At 64.0% G+C, this 16,345-nt stretch carries 16 protein-coding genes; 8 read left to right on the top strand and 8 right to left on the bottom strand.

Annotated elements, in window-relative coordinates:
• Positions 1-6 precede the first annotated feature (6 nt).
• Entirely contained in the window at positions 7-522 is a 516-nt protein-coding gene (locus tag ACIQT2_RS03155) for a DoxX family membrane protein (RefSeq protein ID WP_397322354.1), read from the bottom strand.
• Between the two features lie 180 nt (positions 523-702).
• Between ACIQT2_RS03155 and ACIQT2_RS03150 the strand changes: the two genes are divergently transcribed.
• Positions 703-1,500: a sigma-70 family RNA polymerase sigma factor gene (locus tag ACIQT2_RS03150; protein ID WP_402943492.1), complete on the top strand. Its 798-nt coding sequence runs from the start codon at positions 703-705 to the stop codon at positions 1,498-1,500.
• Entirely contained in the window at positions 1,497-1,757 is a 261-nt protein-coding gene (rsrA, locus tag ACIQT2_RS03145) for a mycothiol system anti-sigma-R factor (RefSeq protein WP_400269838.1), read from the top strand. The genes ACIQT2_RS03150 and rsrA overlap by 4 nt, the downstream gene beginning before the upstream one ends.
• 101 nt (positions 1,758-1,858) lie before the next feature.
• Here the strand turns inward: rsrA and ACIQT2_RS03140 are convergent, their stop codons facing one another.
• From ACIQT2_RS03140 to ACIQT2_RS03120, 5 genes are all read right to left on the bottom strand, one after another.
• Entirely contained in the window at positions 1,859-1,933 is a 75-nt protein-coding gene (locus tag ACIQT2_RS03140) for a 50S ribosomal protein bL37 (protein ID WP_369299106.1), read from the bottom strand.
• Positions 1,934-2,023: 90 nt separating this feature from the next.
• Entirely contained in the window at positions 2,024-2,641 is a 618-nt protein-coding gene (locus tag ACIQT2_RS03135) for a PadR family transcriptional regulator (protein ID WP_400330137.1), read from the bottom strand.
• Positions 2,641-3,489 carry a DUF4097 family beta strand repeat-containing protein gene (locus ACIQT2_RS03130; RefSeq protein WP_400330139.1) on the bottom strand — a complete coding sequence of 283 codons (849 nt, stop codon included), beginning with the start codon at positions 3,487-3,489 and terminating at the stop codon, positions 2,641-2,643. Before ACIQT2_RS03130 ends, ACIQT2_RS03135 begins: the two co-directional genes overlap by 1 nt.
• Before the next feature lie 124 nt (positions 3,490-3,613).
• A complete protein-coding gene (locus ACIQT2_RS03125; protein WP_400330614.1) occupies positions 3,614-4,213 on the bottom strand; it encodes a GDSL-type esterase/lipase family protein in 600 nt (199 codons plus the stop codon).
• Between the two features lie 138 nt (positions 4,214-4,351).
• Positions 4,352-8,155, bottom strand: coding sequence for a multifunctional oxoglutarate decarboxylase/oxoglutarate dehydrogenase thiamine pyrophosphate-binding subunit/dihydrolipoyllysine-residue succinyltransferase subunit (locus ACIQT2_RS03120; RefSeq protein ID WP_397322360.1), 3,804 nt, complete (start codon positions 8,153-8,155; stop codon positions 4,352-4,354).
• A gap of 481 nt (positions 8,156-8,636) precedes the next feature.
• On the opposite strand from ACIQT2_RS03120, the gene ACIQT2_RS03115 reads away from it, so the two are divergent.
• The 5 genes from ACIQT2_RS03115 (at position 8,637) to ACIQT2_RS03095 (ending at position 14,026) form a co-directional block, all read left to right on the top strand.
• Positions 8,637-9,989: a hemolysin family protein gene (locus tag ACIQT2_RS03115; protein WP_400330142.1), complete on the top strand. Its 1,353-nt coding sequence runs from the start codon at positions 8,637-8,639 to the stop codon at positions 9,987-9,989.
• Positions 9,986-11,059: a hemolysin family protein gene (locus ACIQT2_RS03110; RefSeq protein ID WP_400330145.1), complete on the top strand. Its 1,074-nt coding sequence runs from the start codon at positions 9,986-9,988 to the stop codon at positions 11,057-11,059. The genes ACIQT2_RS03115 and ACIQT2_RS03110 overlap by 4 nt, the downstream gene beginning before the upstream one ends.
• Before the next feature lie 105 nt (positions 11,060-11,164).
• Positions 11,165-12,163, top strand: a complete 999-nt coding sequence (locus ACIQT2_RS03105) for a metal ABC transporter solute-binding protein, Zn/Mn family (RefSeq protein ID WP_402943485.1) — start codon at positions 11,165-11,167, stop codon at positions 12,161-12,163.
• A 169-nt stretch (positions 12,164-12,332) separates the two neighbouring features.
• Positions 12,333-13,136, top strand: coding sequence for a metal ABC transporter ATP-binding protein (locus ACIQT2_RS03100; RefSeq protein ID WP_400330150.1), 804 nt, complete (start codon positions 12,333-12,335; stop codon positions 13,134-13,136).
• Positions 13,136-14,026, top strand: coding sequence for a metal ABC transporter permease (locus ACIQT2_RS03095; protein WP_402943482.1), 891 nt, complete (start codon positions 13,136-13,138; stop codon positions 14,024-14,026). Before ACIQT2_RS03100 ends, ACIQT2_RS03095 begins: the two co-directional genes overlap by 1 nt.
• Here ACIQT2_RS03095 and ACIQT2_RS03090 read toward each other — a convergent pair.
• On the bottom strand, positions 14,023-14,490 hold the full coding sequence (locus ACIQT2_RS03090) for a Fur family transcriptional regulator (RefSeq protein WP_400330154.1): 468 nt from the start codon (positions 14,488-14,490) through the stop codon (positions 14,023-14,025). The genes ACIQT2_RS03095 and ACIQT2_RS03090 overlap by 4 nt on opposite strands.
• Positions 14,491-14,584: 94 nt before the next feature.
• Between ACIQT2_RS03090 and ACIQT2_RS03085 the strand changes: the two genes are divergently transcribed.
• Positions 14,585-15,256, top strand: a complete 672-nt coding sequence (locus ACIQT2_RS03085) for an MBL fold metallo-hydrolase (protein ID WP_402943480.1) — start codon at positions 14,585-14,587, stop codon at positions 15,254-15,256.
• Here ACIQT2_RS03085 and ACIQT2_RS03080 read toward each other — a convergent pair.
• Positions 15,253-16,341: a PLP-dependent cysteine synthase family protein gene (locus ACIQT2_RS03080; RefSeq protein ID WP_402943477.1), complete on the bottom strand. Its 1,089-nt coding sequence runs from the start codon at positions 16,339-16,341 to the stop codon at positions 15,253-15,255. The two genes, ACIQT2_RS03085 and ACIQT2_RS03080, sit on opposite strands and share 4 nt — an antisense overlap.
• Positions 16,342-16,345 lie beyond the last annotated feature (4 nt).

The raw sequence follows: 16,345 nt of genomic DNA, 5'->3' as shown, positions 1-16,345 counted from the left end.
GCTTCCTTATGCTCCAACTGCGTTATCTACGGCCTTGCGAACTGCTTTGTCTGCGCGCTTGATCTGCTTGCCCGTTGCTTTGCGGGCGTCCGTGGCGAGGTGTTCGGCGCGCCATGCCAGGCTGGGGCGTCCCTCGGTGTCAACCGATGCCAGCAGCACGCCGCCCGTGAGGGAGATGTTCTTCAAAAGCTGGGCCCGGCGCGCGCCGCGGGCTTCCTTGGTGCTGATGTCTGCCGAACGCCACTCGACATAGGTGTTCAGTGCGGACGTCACGGCCAGGACGGTGGCTGCGAAACGTGAGAGCTTACCCAAGCCGAGCAGGGCGCCGGCGCCAAGCTGCGCGCCGCCGATCACCCGCGCGAGGACCTTCTCATCAGCCGGGAACGGCAGGGACTCGGAGGCACGGCGCAGGACCGGCGAGAGTTGCCGGGCAGTATCGTCCGCGTTCTTGAGCTTGTCCAAACCTGCGATGACAAAGCTGGACGCGAGCATGGGCCGCGCGAGAAAACGGATTACTGACATGTCTTGCCTCCTGGATGGCTTGCCACAAAAGTCACTGAGCGTTGTGTTCAAGGGGTGCAGTCTGCTCTAGTCTTGCACCTTTGCGGAATAATTACCCACCGGGACCCGTTGTGAACATCAGGCGCGGTGAAGACCGGGCTGCGGCATGGTGTTTGCCGCTTCGCGAACGGAGTTGGTTTTTTGACCCTGGTTGAGGACCGTCTGGATTTACTGGGCGCCCGGGTACCGGCGCAGCCGGATTCCCTGAAGCTGACAGTAGACTTGGCTTCGATGAGCACCATTGAACCGGCCGCAACGGCCATGGACCAGGCAGCCGGCGGGCTGGACGACGCCGGGGCGGCAGCCGACGTCGATCCTGCCAAGGAGACACCCGAACAGCGGCGGGCGCGCTTTGAGCGCGACGCCATGCAGTACGTAGACCAGTTGTACTCGGCGGCCATGCGCATGGCGCGGAACCCGTCCGATGCCGAAGACCTGGTCCAGGAGGCCTATACCAAGGCATTCTCGGCGTTCCATCAGTACAAGCCGGGTACCAACCTCAAGGCCTGGCTGTACCGGATCCTGACGAACACCTACATCAACCTCTATCGGAAGCGCCAGCGCGAGCCGCTGCAGTCCAACTCGGACACGATCGAGGACTGGCAGTTGGCCAAAGCGGAGTCCCATACCTCGTCCGGACTCCGTTCAGCTGAAGCCGAAGCCCTGGACCATCTCCCGGATTCGGATGTGAAGAACGCGTTGCAGGCCATTCCGGAGGAGTTCCGCTTGGCCGTGTATTTCGCGGACGTCGAGGGGTACGCCTACAAGCAGATATCCGAAATCATGAACACCCCCATCGGTACCGTGATGTCGCGCCTTCACCGCGGCAGGAAGATGCTGCGGGACATGCTGGCGGACTATGCCGCCGAACGGGGCTTCAGTGCCCAGACAGAAGACCAGGCCTCGGCCGGTAGCAACAATCAGGAGAAAGAGAAATGAGCGACTGCCAGGGATTGGGCGATTGCGACGATACGCGGATGCAGCGTATTTATGAGTACCTCGACGGCGCCTTGACCCGCGAGGACCTCAGCGAGATCAAGCAGCACTTGGACGGTTGCGAGGAATGCTCCGAGCAGTACGACCTCGAGTGCCTCATCCGCACCATGGTCAAGCGCTCCTGCACCGAATCGGCGCCGGAAAACCTCAAGAACTCCATTCTGGACAGGATCCATTCGATCAAGCCGGTGGACGCTTGAGTTTGGCCCCTTGATGCTGGTTGGACCTTGAACGCCAAGGGCCCCGGAAACCTGATGGTTTCCGGGGCCCTTGCGGTTAAGCCTTGACGCTAAGCCTGTGCTTAGGTGTTGGGGCGCTTGCCGTGGTTCGCGCCGCCGCGCTTACGGTCACGACGCTTACGTGCACGCTTGCTCATAGCTGGCCTCCTTCAATGATTGATACTCAATAAAGCTGCCCTCCAGTTTCGCACATCCGGGCATGGGCTAGCGAACCGGGACGGTGCTGGTCAGCCGTGCAGCGAATTTCGGATGGAGATCCGGGCCTGGTCCAGCACGGTGCGCACTGTTTCCAAGGTCACGGGGGAGAGCGGGTGCGAAGCGCCGTGCTTCCTGAGCTCCACGCGGACATCGTCCCTGAATGATTGCACCATGAGCTCGGCTTCCTTGAGGATGCGCTGGCCCTCGGGTGAGTATCCGGAGGGCCGGCCCGGCGCCGAGGTGGCCGTCCTGGCGTTGGTCCGCGCAGCTTCGGCCGTCGCCGCCAGGTCCGCCCGCAGGCCCTGCATGTTGCTTCGGATATCTGCCCGCAGATCGTCGGCGAGTCGCCTGACGGAGGCCGAGATGGTGTCTTCCACATCGGCCAGTTCCTGGCGCCGGCGGTCAAGCTCCGCGCGGCCGGCGTCGGTGATCAGGTACTTCGTGCGCCTGCCTTCGGTCTCGGTAGCCACCAGCCCTTCCTCTTCGAGTTTGGCCAGCCGGGGATAGATGGTTCCGGCGCTCGGGGAGTAGGTGCCGCCAAAGCGGTCGCCAAGGGCCTTGATGAGTTCATAGCCGTGCTTGGGCGCTGCCTCCAGCAAGGCAAGAAGGTACAGGCGGAGTGCTCCGTGGGCAAAGACCGGGGGCATCAGAGCCCCGCTTCGCCGGGGAACGGGTGCTCGCCCTCCGCTGCCGGTGCGGTGGCGTGCATGACGAACGTCTTGCCCGAGACCGTGTTGGTGCGCAACAACATGAGCTTCTCGTCGGGGCCCACGATCGTGTGGACATTGCTGCCTGGCTGGGCATAGAGCTGATCATCGATGACAACCGATCCGCTGGCCGATTTCGCCACCACATCGAGGCCTACGTCGTGGGGCAAGCGGATGGTGAGGTCGCCGGAGACAGAATTGGCGCCGAAATCGCTGGTGTAGTCCTGCAGGTCGAAGCTGAGGTCGCCGCTGACAGTCGTGGCGCGCACGTTCGAAAACCTGCCCGAGGCGGTTACTTCGCCGGAGACGCTCTTGGCGGTCAGGACGCCGTCGTGGTTGCGGGCGATGACCTCGCCGCTGACTGTATTGACGTGCAGTTCGCCGCTGGTGCCGTCGGCCATGACGGATCCCGAGACGGTGTTCAGCCGCACGCGGCCGCTGATGCCGGAGACCAGGCCGTCGCCGCTCACCGTCCCCGCCTCGACGTCGACGCCGGGTGGAAGCGCGATCCCGACGATCACCGAATTGGTGCTCGTGTTGTTCACCGTGCCCATCAGGTTGCGGAACCAGCCCTGCGGTCCCTGCAGTTGATGGCGGACTTCGAGCCGGCCGTTGACCAGCGTGACCGTCAAGGGGTCGCCACTGATCTCGCTCACCTCGATCCGGACAAAGGGCTCGTCGTGGGTCACCACGTCGAAACGGCCCTTCACGATTCCCAGTTTGAGTGAGCGGACATCGTCCACGTCGATGGTTTGCGGGCCCGTCACGGTCCAAAGCTCGTCTGACATGATCCCTCCAGAGATGCGATATATCGCGTTGATAGAAACACGATATATCGCGAATCCCGGGTTGGCAACAGTCACGTGGCTTCAAGCGGCCGGTTTGCGGACCCTGGCGTGTTCGACGCCGTGGTTATTCAGGTTGGGCGATGTTAAGCCATTGGAACCAGCCCCGGTGAAGTACCAGCCACGCAATCAGCCCGTAGCCGGCCTGTCCCGGCGTGCCCCCATTGGCTGCGAGGTCCGTCCTCCACTGCTCGTGGTTGAGCAGCGGGGAGAAAGTGTCAACATAATGGTGGTTACGCCTGGTTGTGACATCGGCGAAGGCGGTGTTGAGCTCGGCCAGCCGTTTGTTGCGGGCAGGATCCAGGGTGGGCGGCGGGCCCACGACAAAAACCTCCACACCGCTGTGCGAGGCCCCGTCAAGGATGTTCGCCAGGTTCAACCGGCTCCGGGCGGTGGACAGGCCGAACTCCAGATCACGCCCGGACAAACCGATGACCAGGCGATTCTCGTGCGTATCGCTGAAGCGCCGGCCGGCCTCGTCCTGCCACCGTGCCGCCAGGCCCTCGGTGCCTTCCATGGGGCAGGGGAGCGAAAAGCATTCCACCGAGACGGATTCCTGCGGTGTACGGGCCAGCACCCGGCCCAGCCAGCCCAAGGCACGGGGATCGCCTAGTCCGGCCAGCAGTTCATCTCCTACAGCCGCGATGCGCAGCTTCCTGTCTTCCACGGTTACCTCTTCACACTCGTTACGGTCCATGCTCGGCTTATGCGGTCAGCGCCGGTTAGCGAACCGGGTATCTGTCCCATTAAACAGAAAATGCCCGGCCCGCGGCGCGTGACAGCGCCCCGGGCCGGGCAGATTTCCTTACTTGCGTTCGAACGCCTGCTTGATCAGGGTGTCCTGTTCGGCGGCGTGGCGCTTCATGGAACCAGCCGCGGTGGAAGCAGAAGCCGGGCGCGATACCAGGCGGACCTTGCGGTCCAGCTCGGGCGCCAGGTTGAGGCCCATGAACGGCCACGGACCCTGGTTGGCCGGCTCATCCTGTGCCCACACGATGTCCGCGTTGGGGTACTTGGCAAGCTCTGCCTCGATCTCGGCCTTGGGCAGCGGGTAAAGCTGCTCAACGCGGATGATCGCGGTGGAGGTATCGCCGGACTTCTGCCGGTTGGACAGGAGGTCGTAGTACAGGCGGCCGGAGACCAGGATGACGCGGTCAACGTTGGCAGCCTGGACTTCGTTCTCGCCGATCACCGGCTTGAAGCCGCCGGTGGTGAAATCCTCGACGGCGGAAGCGGCGCCCTTGAGGCGGAGCAGCTGCTTCGGCGTGAAGATGATCAACGGCTTGCGCGGGCGGCTGTAGGCCTGGCGGCGCAGCAGGTGGAAGTGCGAGGCCGCCGTGGTCGGGTTGGCCACGATCATGTTGTCCTCGGCGCACAGCTGCAGGAAGCGCTCGATGCGTGCCGACGAATGGTCGGGTCCCTGGCCTTCGTAGCCGTGCGGCAGCATCAGGACCAAGGAGGAACGCTGGCCCCATTTCTGCTCGGCCGAGGAGATGAACTCATCGATGATGGTCTGCGCACCGTTGACGAAGTCGCCGAACTGCGCTTCCCACAGGACCAGGGCATCCGGGCGCTCTACCGAGTAGCCGTATTCGAAGCCCATGGCTGCATATTCGGACAGCAGGGAGTCGTAGATCCAAAGCTTGGCCTGGTTGTCCGAGAGGTTGCCCAAAGGGAGCCACTCGTTGCCGTTGGCGCGGTCGTGGAATACCGCGTGGCGCTGCACGAATGTACCGCGGCGGGAGTCCTGGCCGGCGAGGCGGACGGGGACGCCCTCCATGATGAGCGAGCCAAAGGCTGCGATTTCGCCGAAGCCCCAGTCGATGCCGCCCTCTCGGGACATCTGCTCGCGCTTCTCAAGGAGCTGCTTGAGCTTGGAGTGGACCGTGAAGCCGTCCGGGATTTCCAGATGGGCCTTGCCGATGCGGGCGAGGGTGTCGGTGGAAATCGCCGTGGAGGCAGGCGAGTTGGTGCCGAAGTCGGCCTGCTGCGCGATGGGGCGCTCGATGTCCGAGACCGCCGCGGAATCCGCGGTGATGATCGGGATCGGGGAGGTCTGGGCGGCATGCGTCTCCGCGAACACGCGCTCCAGGCGCTCCTGGTAGTCGCGGAGCAACTGCTCTGCTTCTTCCTCGGTGATATCGCCACGGCCGATCAGCGATTCGGTGTACAGCTTGCGGACGGAGCGCTTGGCTTCGATCAGGTTGTACATCAGCGGCTGGGTCATTGAGGGGTCGTCGCCCTCGTTGTGGCCACGGCGGCGGTAGCACACCATGTCGATGACAACATCCTTGTGGAAACGCTGGCGGAACTGGTACGCCAACTGGGCCACGCGGACCACGGCCTCGGGGTCGTCGCCGTTCACGTGGAACACCGGCGCCTGGATCATCTTGGCGACGTCCGTGGAGTACGTGGACGAGCGTGAGGAGGACGGAGCCGTGGTGAAGCCAACCTGGTTGTTGACGATGACGTGGATGGTGCCACCGGTACGGTAGCCACGCAGCTGGGACAGGTTCAGCGTTTCGGCTACCACGCCCTGGCCGGCGAACGCGGCGTCACCGTGGACCATGATGGGCAGCACGGGGAACGATTCGCCCTGGTCCAGGCGGTCCTGCTTGGCGCGGACGATGCCCTCGAGTACGGAGTCGACGGCTTCCAGGTGGGACGGGTTGGCGGCGAGGTAGACCTTGGTCTGCTTGCCGTTGTCCGAGGTGAACGTGCCTTCGGTACCCAGGTGGTACTTGACGTCACCCGAACCCTGCACGGAGCGCGGGTCCTGGGTGCCTTCGAACTCGCGGAACACCTGGGCGTAGGTCTTGCCCGCGATGTTGGTGAGGACGTTGAGGCGGCCACGGTGGGCCATGCCGATGGCGACTTCGTCCAGTCCGTCGTCGGCTGCGTCCGAAATGACTGCGTCCAGCAGCGGAATCAGCGACTCGCCACCTTCAAGGGAGAAGCGCTTCTGGCCCACGAACTTGGTCTGCAGGAAGGTCTCGAAGGCTTCTGCGGCGTTGAGCTTGGACACAATGCGCAGCTGCTCTTCGCGGCTGGGCTTGGAGTAGGGGTGCTCCAGCTCATCCTGGAACCACTTGCGCTCGGCAGGCTCCTGGATGTGCATGTATTCGATGCCCGTGGTGCGGCAGTACGCGTCGCGGAGGACGCCGAGGATGTCGCGGAACTTCAGCTGCGGCTTGCCACCGAAACCGCCCGTGGGCCATTCGCGGTCGAGGTCCCAGAGGGTCAGGCCGTAGGTGAGGACGTCCAGGTCCGGGTGCTTACGCTGCACGTACTCCAGGGGATCGGTGTCAGCCATCAGGTGGCCGCGCACGCGGTAGGAGTGGATGAGCTGCTGGATGCGGGCGACCTTGTTGATCTCGTCGGCCGGGTCGACCTGGAGGTCCGGGCTCCAACGCACGGGCTCGTACGGGATGCGCAGGGCTTCGAAGATCTCGTCGTAGAAGTTCTGCGCGCCCAGCAGGAGCTGGTGCACGAGCTTGAGGAATTCGCCGCTGCCGGCACCCTGGATGACGCGGTGGTCGTAGGTGGACGTCAGCGTCAGGATCTTGCTGATGGCGTTCTGGGCGATGATCTTCTCGCTGGCACCCTGGAACTCGGCGGGGTAGTCAAGGGCGCCGACGCCGATGATGGCTGCCTGGCCCTTGGACAGGCGCGGCACGGAGTGGACGGTGCCGATGCCGCCGGGGTTGGTCAGGGAGACTGTGGTGCCGGCGTGGTCGTCGGCCGTCAGCTTGCCGTTGCGGGCGCGCTTGATGAGGTCCTCGTAGGTGTGCCAGAACTCCGCGAAGTCCATGGTCTCGGCCTTCTTGATGTTGGGAACCATCAGGAGGCGGGTGCCATCAGGCTTGGGCATGTCGATGGCGATGCCGAAGTTGACGTGGGCGGGCTGGACGGCGCTGGGCTTGCCGTCGATCTCGTCGTAGTACACGTTCATGGACGGGAACTGGGAAAGTGCCCGGACTACGGCGTAGCCAATGATGTGCGTGAAGGAGACCTTGCCGCCGCGGGCACGGGCAAGGTTGGAGTTGATGACCACGCGGTTGTCGATCAGCAGCTTGGCTGGAACGGCGCGCACGCTGGTAGCGGTGGGAACCTCGAGGCTGGTGACCATGTTGGACGCAATGGCCTTCGCCGGTCCGCGAAGGACGGAAACGACGTCTTCCTCGGGTGCGGTGGGCGCCTTGGTGCTCTTGGGGAGCTGGGCCGGAATGGGCTGTGCTGCGTTGCCGCCGGAGGGCTTCTTTGCCCCGTCCCGGGCAACCGTGGCAGGTTCCTTCTTTGCCGGCGCGGGAGCTGCGGCAGCGGCGGGGGCTGCCGCCGGTGCGGCCGGGGGAGCGGCCGGCGCCGGTGCCGGAGCCGCTGCAGCCGGGGCTACAACCGGAAGTACTTGGGTGGGGGGATTGGCAGCTGCTGGGGCTGCGGAGGTTCCGTTGGAAGAAGTGCCGTCACCGGTGTCAAAGGATTCGAAGAGCGGCCACCACTTGGCGTCGACCGAATTCTTGTCCTGCTGATACCGCTCGTACAGTTCGTCAACGAGCCACTCGTTTCCGCCAAATTCCTCTGGTAGACGGTGGCTGGGCTGCTCTGGCACTTGAAATACGCCTCTTCCATGAGTGTTGATTTCCCGCTGGCCACGTTGCTTTTCCACAACAATGCGCCAGGGTCCGGGTCCCGCGAACTCAGACCCCTGTCAGTCTAGTTAGGATCGTTGGTTAACTGCCAATAGTGGTGACCTAAATCATGTTGCGGCTTCCGGCGGAGGATTTCAGGCCGTCACCAACCCCTGAAAATGAGTAAGGTACGGTCAGGTCGGCCTGTAAACTGGAATCCTTATGGACAGTAAATCCAGGTGCCGGCCTGGGTACTGCTGGGGGAGCCTGAAGGGCAACTCTCCACAGCGTGCCCCGCGAGCCGGCAACACCCGTTCACATGCCCATCACCCGCCGGCCCTCCATGCCGGTGGTCCGGCAGGTTCCAGGCCTGCGGGACCGGACCAGCCTCCGCCGGCCCACCGCCGCCGACGCCAGGCGGGCGCCCCAACCCACGCCCCGGCCCTGGGAGGGATCCGCTAAGTGGAATGGCTCCTCCTCCTCGCCGGCTTTGCCCTGATCCTGGGCACCGGTTTCTTTGTTGCCGTTGAGTTTTCCCTGGTTGCTTTGGACCAGGCCAGCGTCCAGCGCGCGGTGGACAACGGCGACCAGGCCGCGGCGCCCTTGCTCAAGTGCCTCAAGTCCCTCTCCACGCAACTTTCCAGTTGCCAGCTGGGCATCACCCTCACAACGCTCCTGACGGGTTTCGTTATGGAACCCTCGGTTGGCCAGCTGCTGTCCGGCCCGCTGGGGCTGCTGGGGCTGGCTCCCGAGGTGGCCCGTTCCGTGGCATTGGTGGTGGCCATGATGCTGGCAACCCTGCTGTCCATGCTCTTGGGTGAACTTGTGCCGAAGAACATGGCGATCGCCCTCGCCTTCCCCCTGGGCAAGCGCCTTGCCCGCCCCCAGCTGGTCTTCACCGCCGTCTTCAAACCTGCGATCGTGGTCCTCAATGGGTTCTCGAACAAGGTCCTGAACCTCTTTGGGCTTGAGGCCAAGGAGGAAATTTCCGGTGCCCGTACCCCGGCGGAGCTCGCCTCCCTGGTGCGGCGTTCGGCTGAATTGGGAACCCTGGACGCTGGAACTGCCAACTTCGTGGCCCGCACGTTGAACTTCTCCGGCAGGACCGCGGCCGACGTGATGACGCCCCGCATCCGCATGGAAACCATCGATGCCGACCAGCCTGTCACCGATATCCTCGATGCCGCCCGCCGCACCGGCTATTCACGTTTTCCCGTGATCGGCGACTCCGCGGATGATATCCGTGGAGTGGTCCATGTGAAGAAGGCTGTTGCCGTACCGTCCGACCGCAGGGCCAAGCTGGAAGCCGGAGCGATCATGACTGAAGTCCTCCGCGTGCCCGAGACGATCCACCTGGACTCGCTCCTGGCAGAACTGCGCGAAGGAAACCTGCAACTCGCCGTCGTCCTGGATGAATATGGCGGTACTGCGGGCATTGCCACGCTCGAGGACCTTGTGGAGGAGATCGTGGGCGAGGTGTCCGACGAACACGACAAGGTCCGCCCGGGACTGCTTCAGAGCGCGTCCGGGGATTGGTACTTCCCTGGCCTCCTGCGGCCGGACGAAGTTTCGGAGCAGATTCCCGGCCTGACTGTCCCTGATGAGGCAGCCTATGAAACCGTTGGCGGTTACGTCATGAGCAAGCTGGGCCGCATCGCCAAGACAGGCGACGTGGTGGACGCCGGCGGGGGGACATTGACGGTTACCAGGATGGATGGCCGCAGGATCGACAGGATCTGCTTCCACCACATCGAGGAGCCGGAAGAGGCCTCAGACGATGGCCGCGCACAGTCCCACGGGGCGGGGACCCTGTGAGCGACTGGGCAGGCCTGGTATGGCTGGTGATCCTCCTGGTTGGCAATGCCTTCTTTGTCGGTGCTGAGTTCGCGGTCATGTCCGCGCGGCGCAGCCAGATAGAACCCTTGGCGGAGGCGGGGTCCAAGCGCGCGCAAACCACCCTGGTGGCCATGGAAAACGTGTCCTTGATGCTTGCCTGCGCGCAGTTGGGCATCACGGTGTGTTCGCTCCTGATCCTGCAGGTTGCGGAACCGGCAATCCACCACCTGCTGGCTGAGCCACTTGAGCTGGTGGGTGTCCCGGTGGAGTTGGCCGACGTGATTGCGTTTGCCATCGCCCTCCTGTTTGTCACGTTCCTCCACGTGACGTTTGGCGAGATGGTGCCCAAGAACATCTCCGTATCCGTGGCGGACAAGGCGGCATTGCTGCTGGCGCCGCCGCTGGTGTTCATTGCCCGGGTAGTCAAACCCATCATCTGGACGCTGAACTGGTTGGCAAACCACATCCTGCGGCTCATGAGGATCGAACCGAAGGATGAGGTTTCATCCTCTTTCACCTTGGAAGAGGTGCAGTCGATCGTGCAGGAGTCCACCAGGCACGGCCTGGTGGATGACGAGGCCGGGTTGCTAACGGGTGCGTTGGAGTTCTCTGAACACACGGCCTCGCACATCATGGTGCCCCTGGACAAGTTGGTCGTCCTCAAGACGGCGGCCACTCCGGTGGAGGTGGAGAAGGCGGTCAGCCGCACCGGCTTCTCACGGTTCCCCATGGTGGACGACGACGGCGAACTCGCCGGATACCTGCACGTCAAGGACATCCTTTCCATCCCGGATGAAGGGCGCCGGCACCCCATCGCCGAAGGGCGCATCCGTTCTTTGGCCAACCTGTCCCCGGATGACGAGATTGAACGGGCCATGTCCGTGATGCAGCGGACGGGTTCACACCTGGCGCGTGTGGTGGGACCGGGTGGGAATACCCAGGGGGTGCTCTTCCTTGAAGATGTCATTGAGCAACTTGTGGGCGAAATCCGCGACGCCACCCAGGCCACCGGAATCCGCCGCTTGGGCGGTGGCGCACAGCAGTCGTAGCGGAGGGATCGCGTCAGGCGATCTGTGGAAAGCGAGGCCGACCGTTGGCCCTAAATAGGAATGATTCCTATTTAGGGCTACACTGGAGTCATCCACTTGTTGTGTTTGATTCTCATTTTGAGTAGATCCGAGGTTTTCGTGCGTCGTAACGCCGCCCGCCTGTCCATGGTCGCCGTGGCCGCTGCTGCTGCCCTGTCCTTGTCCTCCTGCGCCGGCAATGCCGGGGCGGGTTCGCCGTCGTCGTCCGGAGCGATCGAGGTGGTGACCTCCACCAATGTCTACGGGGACATCGTCAAGGCGATCGGCGGGGACAAAGTCAACGTCAATGCCATCATCACCAAGACCAGCCAGGACCCCCATTCCTACGAGGCAAACGCCCAGGACAAACTGGTGATCTCCAAGGCCAGGCTTGTGGTGGAGAACGGGGGAGGCTACGACGACTTCCTCCACAAGATCGCCGATGACACCAACATTGGCCATGACAACATGATCAGCGCTGTGGAGGTATCCGGGCTGGCTCCAGAGGAAGCCGGCCACAGCGAGGAGGCACACTCCGACGGAGCCCACAGCCACAGCCATGGGGAATTCAACGAGCACGTCTGGTACAGCCTGGACTCCATGGGCAAGCTGGCGGATGCCGTGGCGGCAAAGCTTGGGGCCCTGGACAGCGGATCGGCGGCCACGTTCAAGAGCAACGCGGACTCCCTTAAAGGCAAGCTGGCCGAACTGACCGGAAAGCTCGAAGCCCTCAAGGCAAGCAACCAGGACGCGCCCGTGGCCATCACCGAACCGGTTCCCCTCTACCTCCTTGAGGCCGCCGGACTGGTGAACAAGACGCCGGAAGCCTACAGCGCCGCCGTCGAGGAAGGCACGGATGTCCCCGCCTCCGTCCTGAAGGAAACCACCGACCTCGTCCCGGGGGTCAGGCTGCTGGCGTACAACGAGCAGACGGAGGGTCCGCAGACCGAGGCCGTCAAGAAGGCGGCGGAGGCTGCCGGCGTGCCGGTAGTGAACTTTACTGAGACGCTGCCTGAGGGCAAGGACTACGTTCAGTGGATGGCCGGCAACGTCGATGCCATCTCGGGAGCACTGGCCAAGCAGTAGGCCCCGACAACCTGCGCCGCCTTGCCGCGGAGGCCCCGCAAGCGTCCTAAGATAATCAGGATGGCTGCGGGGCCCACGCTTGCCATCACCTGCCCCGCGGACCATCGCGGCACCCAACTACCACGGCCCAGCGCCGTGCACGGATCGAGGACACCTTTTGACACCGGTAGTGAGCCTCCGCGGAGCGAGCCTGAAGTTCGGCAAGAGGACACTCTGGCAGGACCTTGACCTCGACATCCATCCGGGGGAGTTCTTCGCCGTGCTCGGGCCCAACGGCAGCGGCAAGACCAGCTTCCTCAAGGTCCTCCTGGGGCTCCAGGAATTGCACTCCGGAACCGTGGCCCTCGGTGGCCAGCCGGTGGAACGCGGAAGCAGGCGCATTGGCTACATTCCGCAGCAGAAGTCGTTTGCGCCGGACACGCCCCTTCGTGCCAGGGACCTGGTGGGTCTGGGGATCGACGGACACCGCTGGGGTCTCAGGTTGGCTTCGCGTGCCGTCAACAAGCGCGTGGATGAACTGCTGGAGCTGGTGGGCGCCGCGGATTACGCCAAGGTTCCGGTGGGCCAATTGTCCGGCGGCGAACAGCAAAGGCTCCGGGTTGCCCAGTCCTTGGCCACCGAACCGCAGGTCCTGCTCTGCGACGAGCCCCTGTTGTCATTGGACCTGCACCATCAGCAGGCCGTCAGTTCGCTTATCAACGAGCAATGCCATTCCCGCAACAGCGCCGTGGTGTTCGTGACGCATGAGATCAACCCTGTCATCGACTACGTGGACCGTGTGCTTTACCTCGCCGGCGGCCGGTTCCGGGTGGGGACCCCGCAGGAAGTGATGACCACCGAAGTCCTCTCGGATCTGTACAACAGCCATGTGGAGGTCATCCACGCCAACGGAAGGATCGTCGTCGTGGGACTTCCCGACGCCACCACGCACTTCCATGACGATGCCCACGCGGCTTCCGGGGAGGAGTTCTGATGGACTGGGGAAGCGTCCTGCAGACGATCTTCAATTTCGAGAACTACGGCGAGTTGCTGGTCCTGGTGCAGAACTCCATCTGGGCCGGCGCCGTCCTGGGCCTGCTGGGCGGGCTGGTAGGCACCTTTGTGATGAAACGGGACCTTGCCTTTGCCGTGCATGGCATCTCCGAGCTCTCCTTTGCCGGTGCCGCGTTCGCCCTGCTCATTGGTGCCGACATCATTTTCGGCTCGCTCATTGGTTCCGTGGCCGCGGCCGTCCTCCTGGGCTTCATGGGAGTCAGGGCGCGGGACAAGAACTCGATCATCGGCGTCATCATGCCCTTCGGACTGGGCCTGGGGATCCTCTTCCTGGCCCTCTACGAAGGACGCGCGGCCAACAAGTTTGGCTTGCTGACCGGACAGATCGTGTCCGTGGATACTGTCCAGCTGCAGGTCCTCGCCGGGACGGCCGTGGTGGTGATGCTTGCCATGGCCGCCATCTGGCGCCCCTTGAGTTTCGCGAGCGTGGATCCGGACATGGCCGAGGCCCGGGGCGTGCCGGTGCGTGGTATCGCCATCGGCTTCATGGTGCTCCTGGGTGTGAGCGTGGCACTGTCCATCCAGATCGTGGGCGCACTCCTGGTGCTCGCGCTCCTGATTACTCCGGCGGCGGCGGCCCTCCGGGTGACGACGTCACCGCGGTTGGTGGTGTTGTTGAGCGTCGCGTTCGCCATCACAGCCACGGTGGGCGGAATTCTCCTGGCACTCGGCAGCCGCATCCCCATCAGCCCCTACGTCACCACGTTGTCCTTCCTGATCTACGTGGTGTGCCGGGTGATCGGCCGGGTCCGGGCCAAGCGGGGACTCAACGGACGCGTGTCGCGGGACCAGCCGGCGAGGGCGCTCTAAAGCTTGCCTTCGGCCTTCCGGGCGGTGCACTCCGGGCACAGTCCAAAAATCTCCACGGTGTGGGCCACTTCCGTGAAACCGTGCTCGGCAGCCGTGCGGGCGGCCCAGGTTTCGACGGCGGGCGCCTCGACCTCCACGGCTTTGCCACAGTTGCGGCACAGCAGATGGTGGTGGTGCCCGGTGACGGCGCAACGCCGGTAGACGGCCTCGCCATCACCGTTGCGCAGGACGTCGATCAAGCCGTCGTCAGCGAGGGACTGCAGAATGCGGTAGGCCGTTGCCAGCGAAACCGAGATGCCCTTGTTCTGCAGGAGGCGATACAGCTCCTGCGTGCTGACGAAGTCGTCCAGTTCATCCAACGCAGCGCTGACCGCCAGGCGTTGCTTGGTGACGCGCTGTTCCTTGACGCCGCCGGAAGCAGGCGCAGAAGAACCACTCGTGGCGGACTGGGTGCCGTGGGGCATTGTGGAAGGCTCCGTTTCCTGGGGTGCTGGCGAGTCCCAATTTTACCAGCCGGGCTGCTTGGAAACCCTTTGCGGCGGACCATAGGCTGAGACCATGAAGCTCACCAAGTACACGCATGCCTGTGTCCGCCTGGAAAAGGACAACCACGTCCTGGTCATTGATCCGGGGACGTTTTCCGAATCGAAGGAAGCCTTGGAGGGGGCGCAGGCAGTACTTATCACCCATGAGCACGGCGACCATATAGACCAGCCTGCGGTCCTTGAGGCCATGGAAGCCAACGGCGGACTGGAGCTGTATGCCCCGGCAGGGGTGGCCAACACGGTGAAGAAGGCCGCGGAGGAGGCGTCGGCCGGAAACGTGGCAGACCGCATCCATGCCGTCGATCCCGGCTCGGCCTTCGAAGCGGCTGGATTCGACATCAGAACCTTTGGTGGGCAGCACGCGTTGATCCACGCCCAGATTCCGGTGGTCTCCAACATCGGCTACCTCGTGGACGGCAACGTGTTCCATCCGGGCGATTCCTTCGTGGTACCGGACGGAATCGATGTCAAGACACTCTTGCTACCCATCCATGCGCCGTGGTCCAAGGTGGGCGAAGTGGTGGACTTCGTGATCGCGGTCCGTGCGCCGCAGGCATTCCCCGTCCACGATGCCTTGCTCAACGACCTGGGCCGCGGCCTGGTTGAGGGCCATGTGACGCGCATCGGTGCGCGGTACGGAACCACGTACGCATCACTGGCTGCGCGCGAGAGCGTCGAGGTCTAGGACCCGGAGTTCCAGAGCCCGGTCTCGTGGAACCTGTCCAGGACGGTTTCGAACGCGGTCGGGTCCAGCCCCTTGCCGGCCAGCCATCCGGCGTCGTAATAGCTGCCCGCGTAGCGGTCGCCCGCGTCGCACATCAGCGAGACGATGCTGCCCGTCCTGCCTTCGGCCACCATCTCCGCAACCAGCTGCCAGACGCCCCACAGATTGGTGCCCGTGGACGGCCCCGCGTGCAGGCCGGTGAGTTTCTTCAGGTGCCGCATGGCGGCAACGGAGGCAGCGTCCGGGACCTGGATCATGTGGTCGATGACCGCGGGGACGAAGCTGGGCTCGGCCCTGGGGCGGCCGATGCCTTCGATGCGGGAGGGCAGGCCCGTAGCGGTTCCCGCCGTTCCGTCCCGCCAGGCCGGGTAAAAAGCTGAGTTCTCCGGATCCACCACGGCCAGCCGGGTGCTGTGCCGGTTGTAGCGCAGGTACCGGCCAATGGTGGCGCTGGTCCCGCCGGTCCCGGCGCCCACCACGATCCATTCCGGAACAGGGTGGCGTTCCAGGGCCAGCTGCTCGAAGATCGATTCTGCGATGTTGTTGTTGCCTCGCCAGTCCGTGGCCCGTTCGGCGAAGGTGAACTGGTCCATGTAGTAGCCGCCGGACGTCCGGGCGGTCTGTTCGGCAACCGCGTAGACCTCCGAGGCATGGTCAACCAACAGGCAGGCACCGCCGAACTCCTCGATCAAGGCGATCTTTTCGGCACTGGTGCTCTTGGTCATGACGGCGATGAAGGGCAGGCCGATCAGCCGGGCGAAATAGGCTTCGGAGACGGCGGTGCTGCCGCTGGACGCCTCCACGATGGTGGTGCCTTCGGTGATCCAGCCGTTAACCAGGCCGTAGAGGAAAAGGGACCGTGCCAGGCGGTGCTTGAGGCTGCCGGAGCGGTGGGTCGATTCGTCCTTGAGGTAAAGGTCCACGCCCCAGTGTTCGGGCAATGGAACCGCGTAGAGGTGCGTGTCCGCCGATCGGTTGTTCTCGGCCTCGATCTTGCGGATGGCCTCGTGGGCCCAGGCCCTGTCCTGAATGCACGAATTGCTCACCGGT

This window comes from Paenarthrobacter sp. NPDC090522 (assembly GCF_044769225.1).
GTDB lineage: Bacteria > Actinomycetota > Actinomycetes > Actinomycetales > Micrococcaceae > Arthrobacter.
This window is presented reverse-complemented; position numbering and strand designations above follow the sequence as displayed.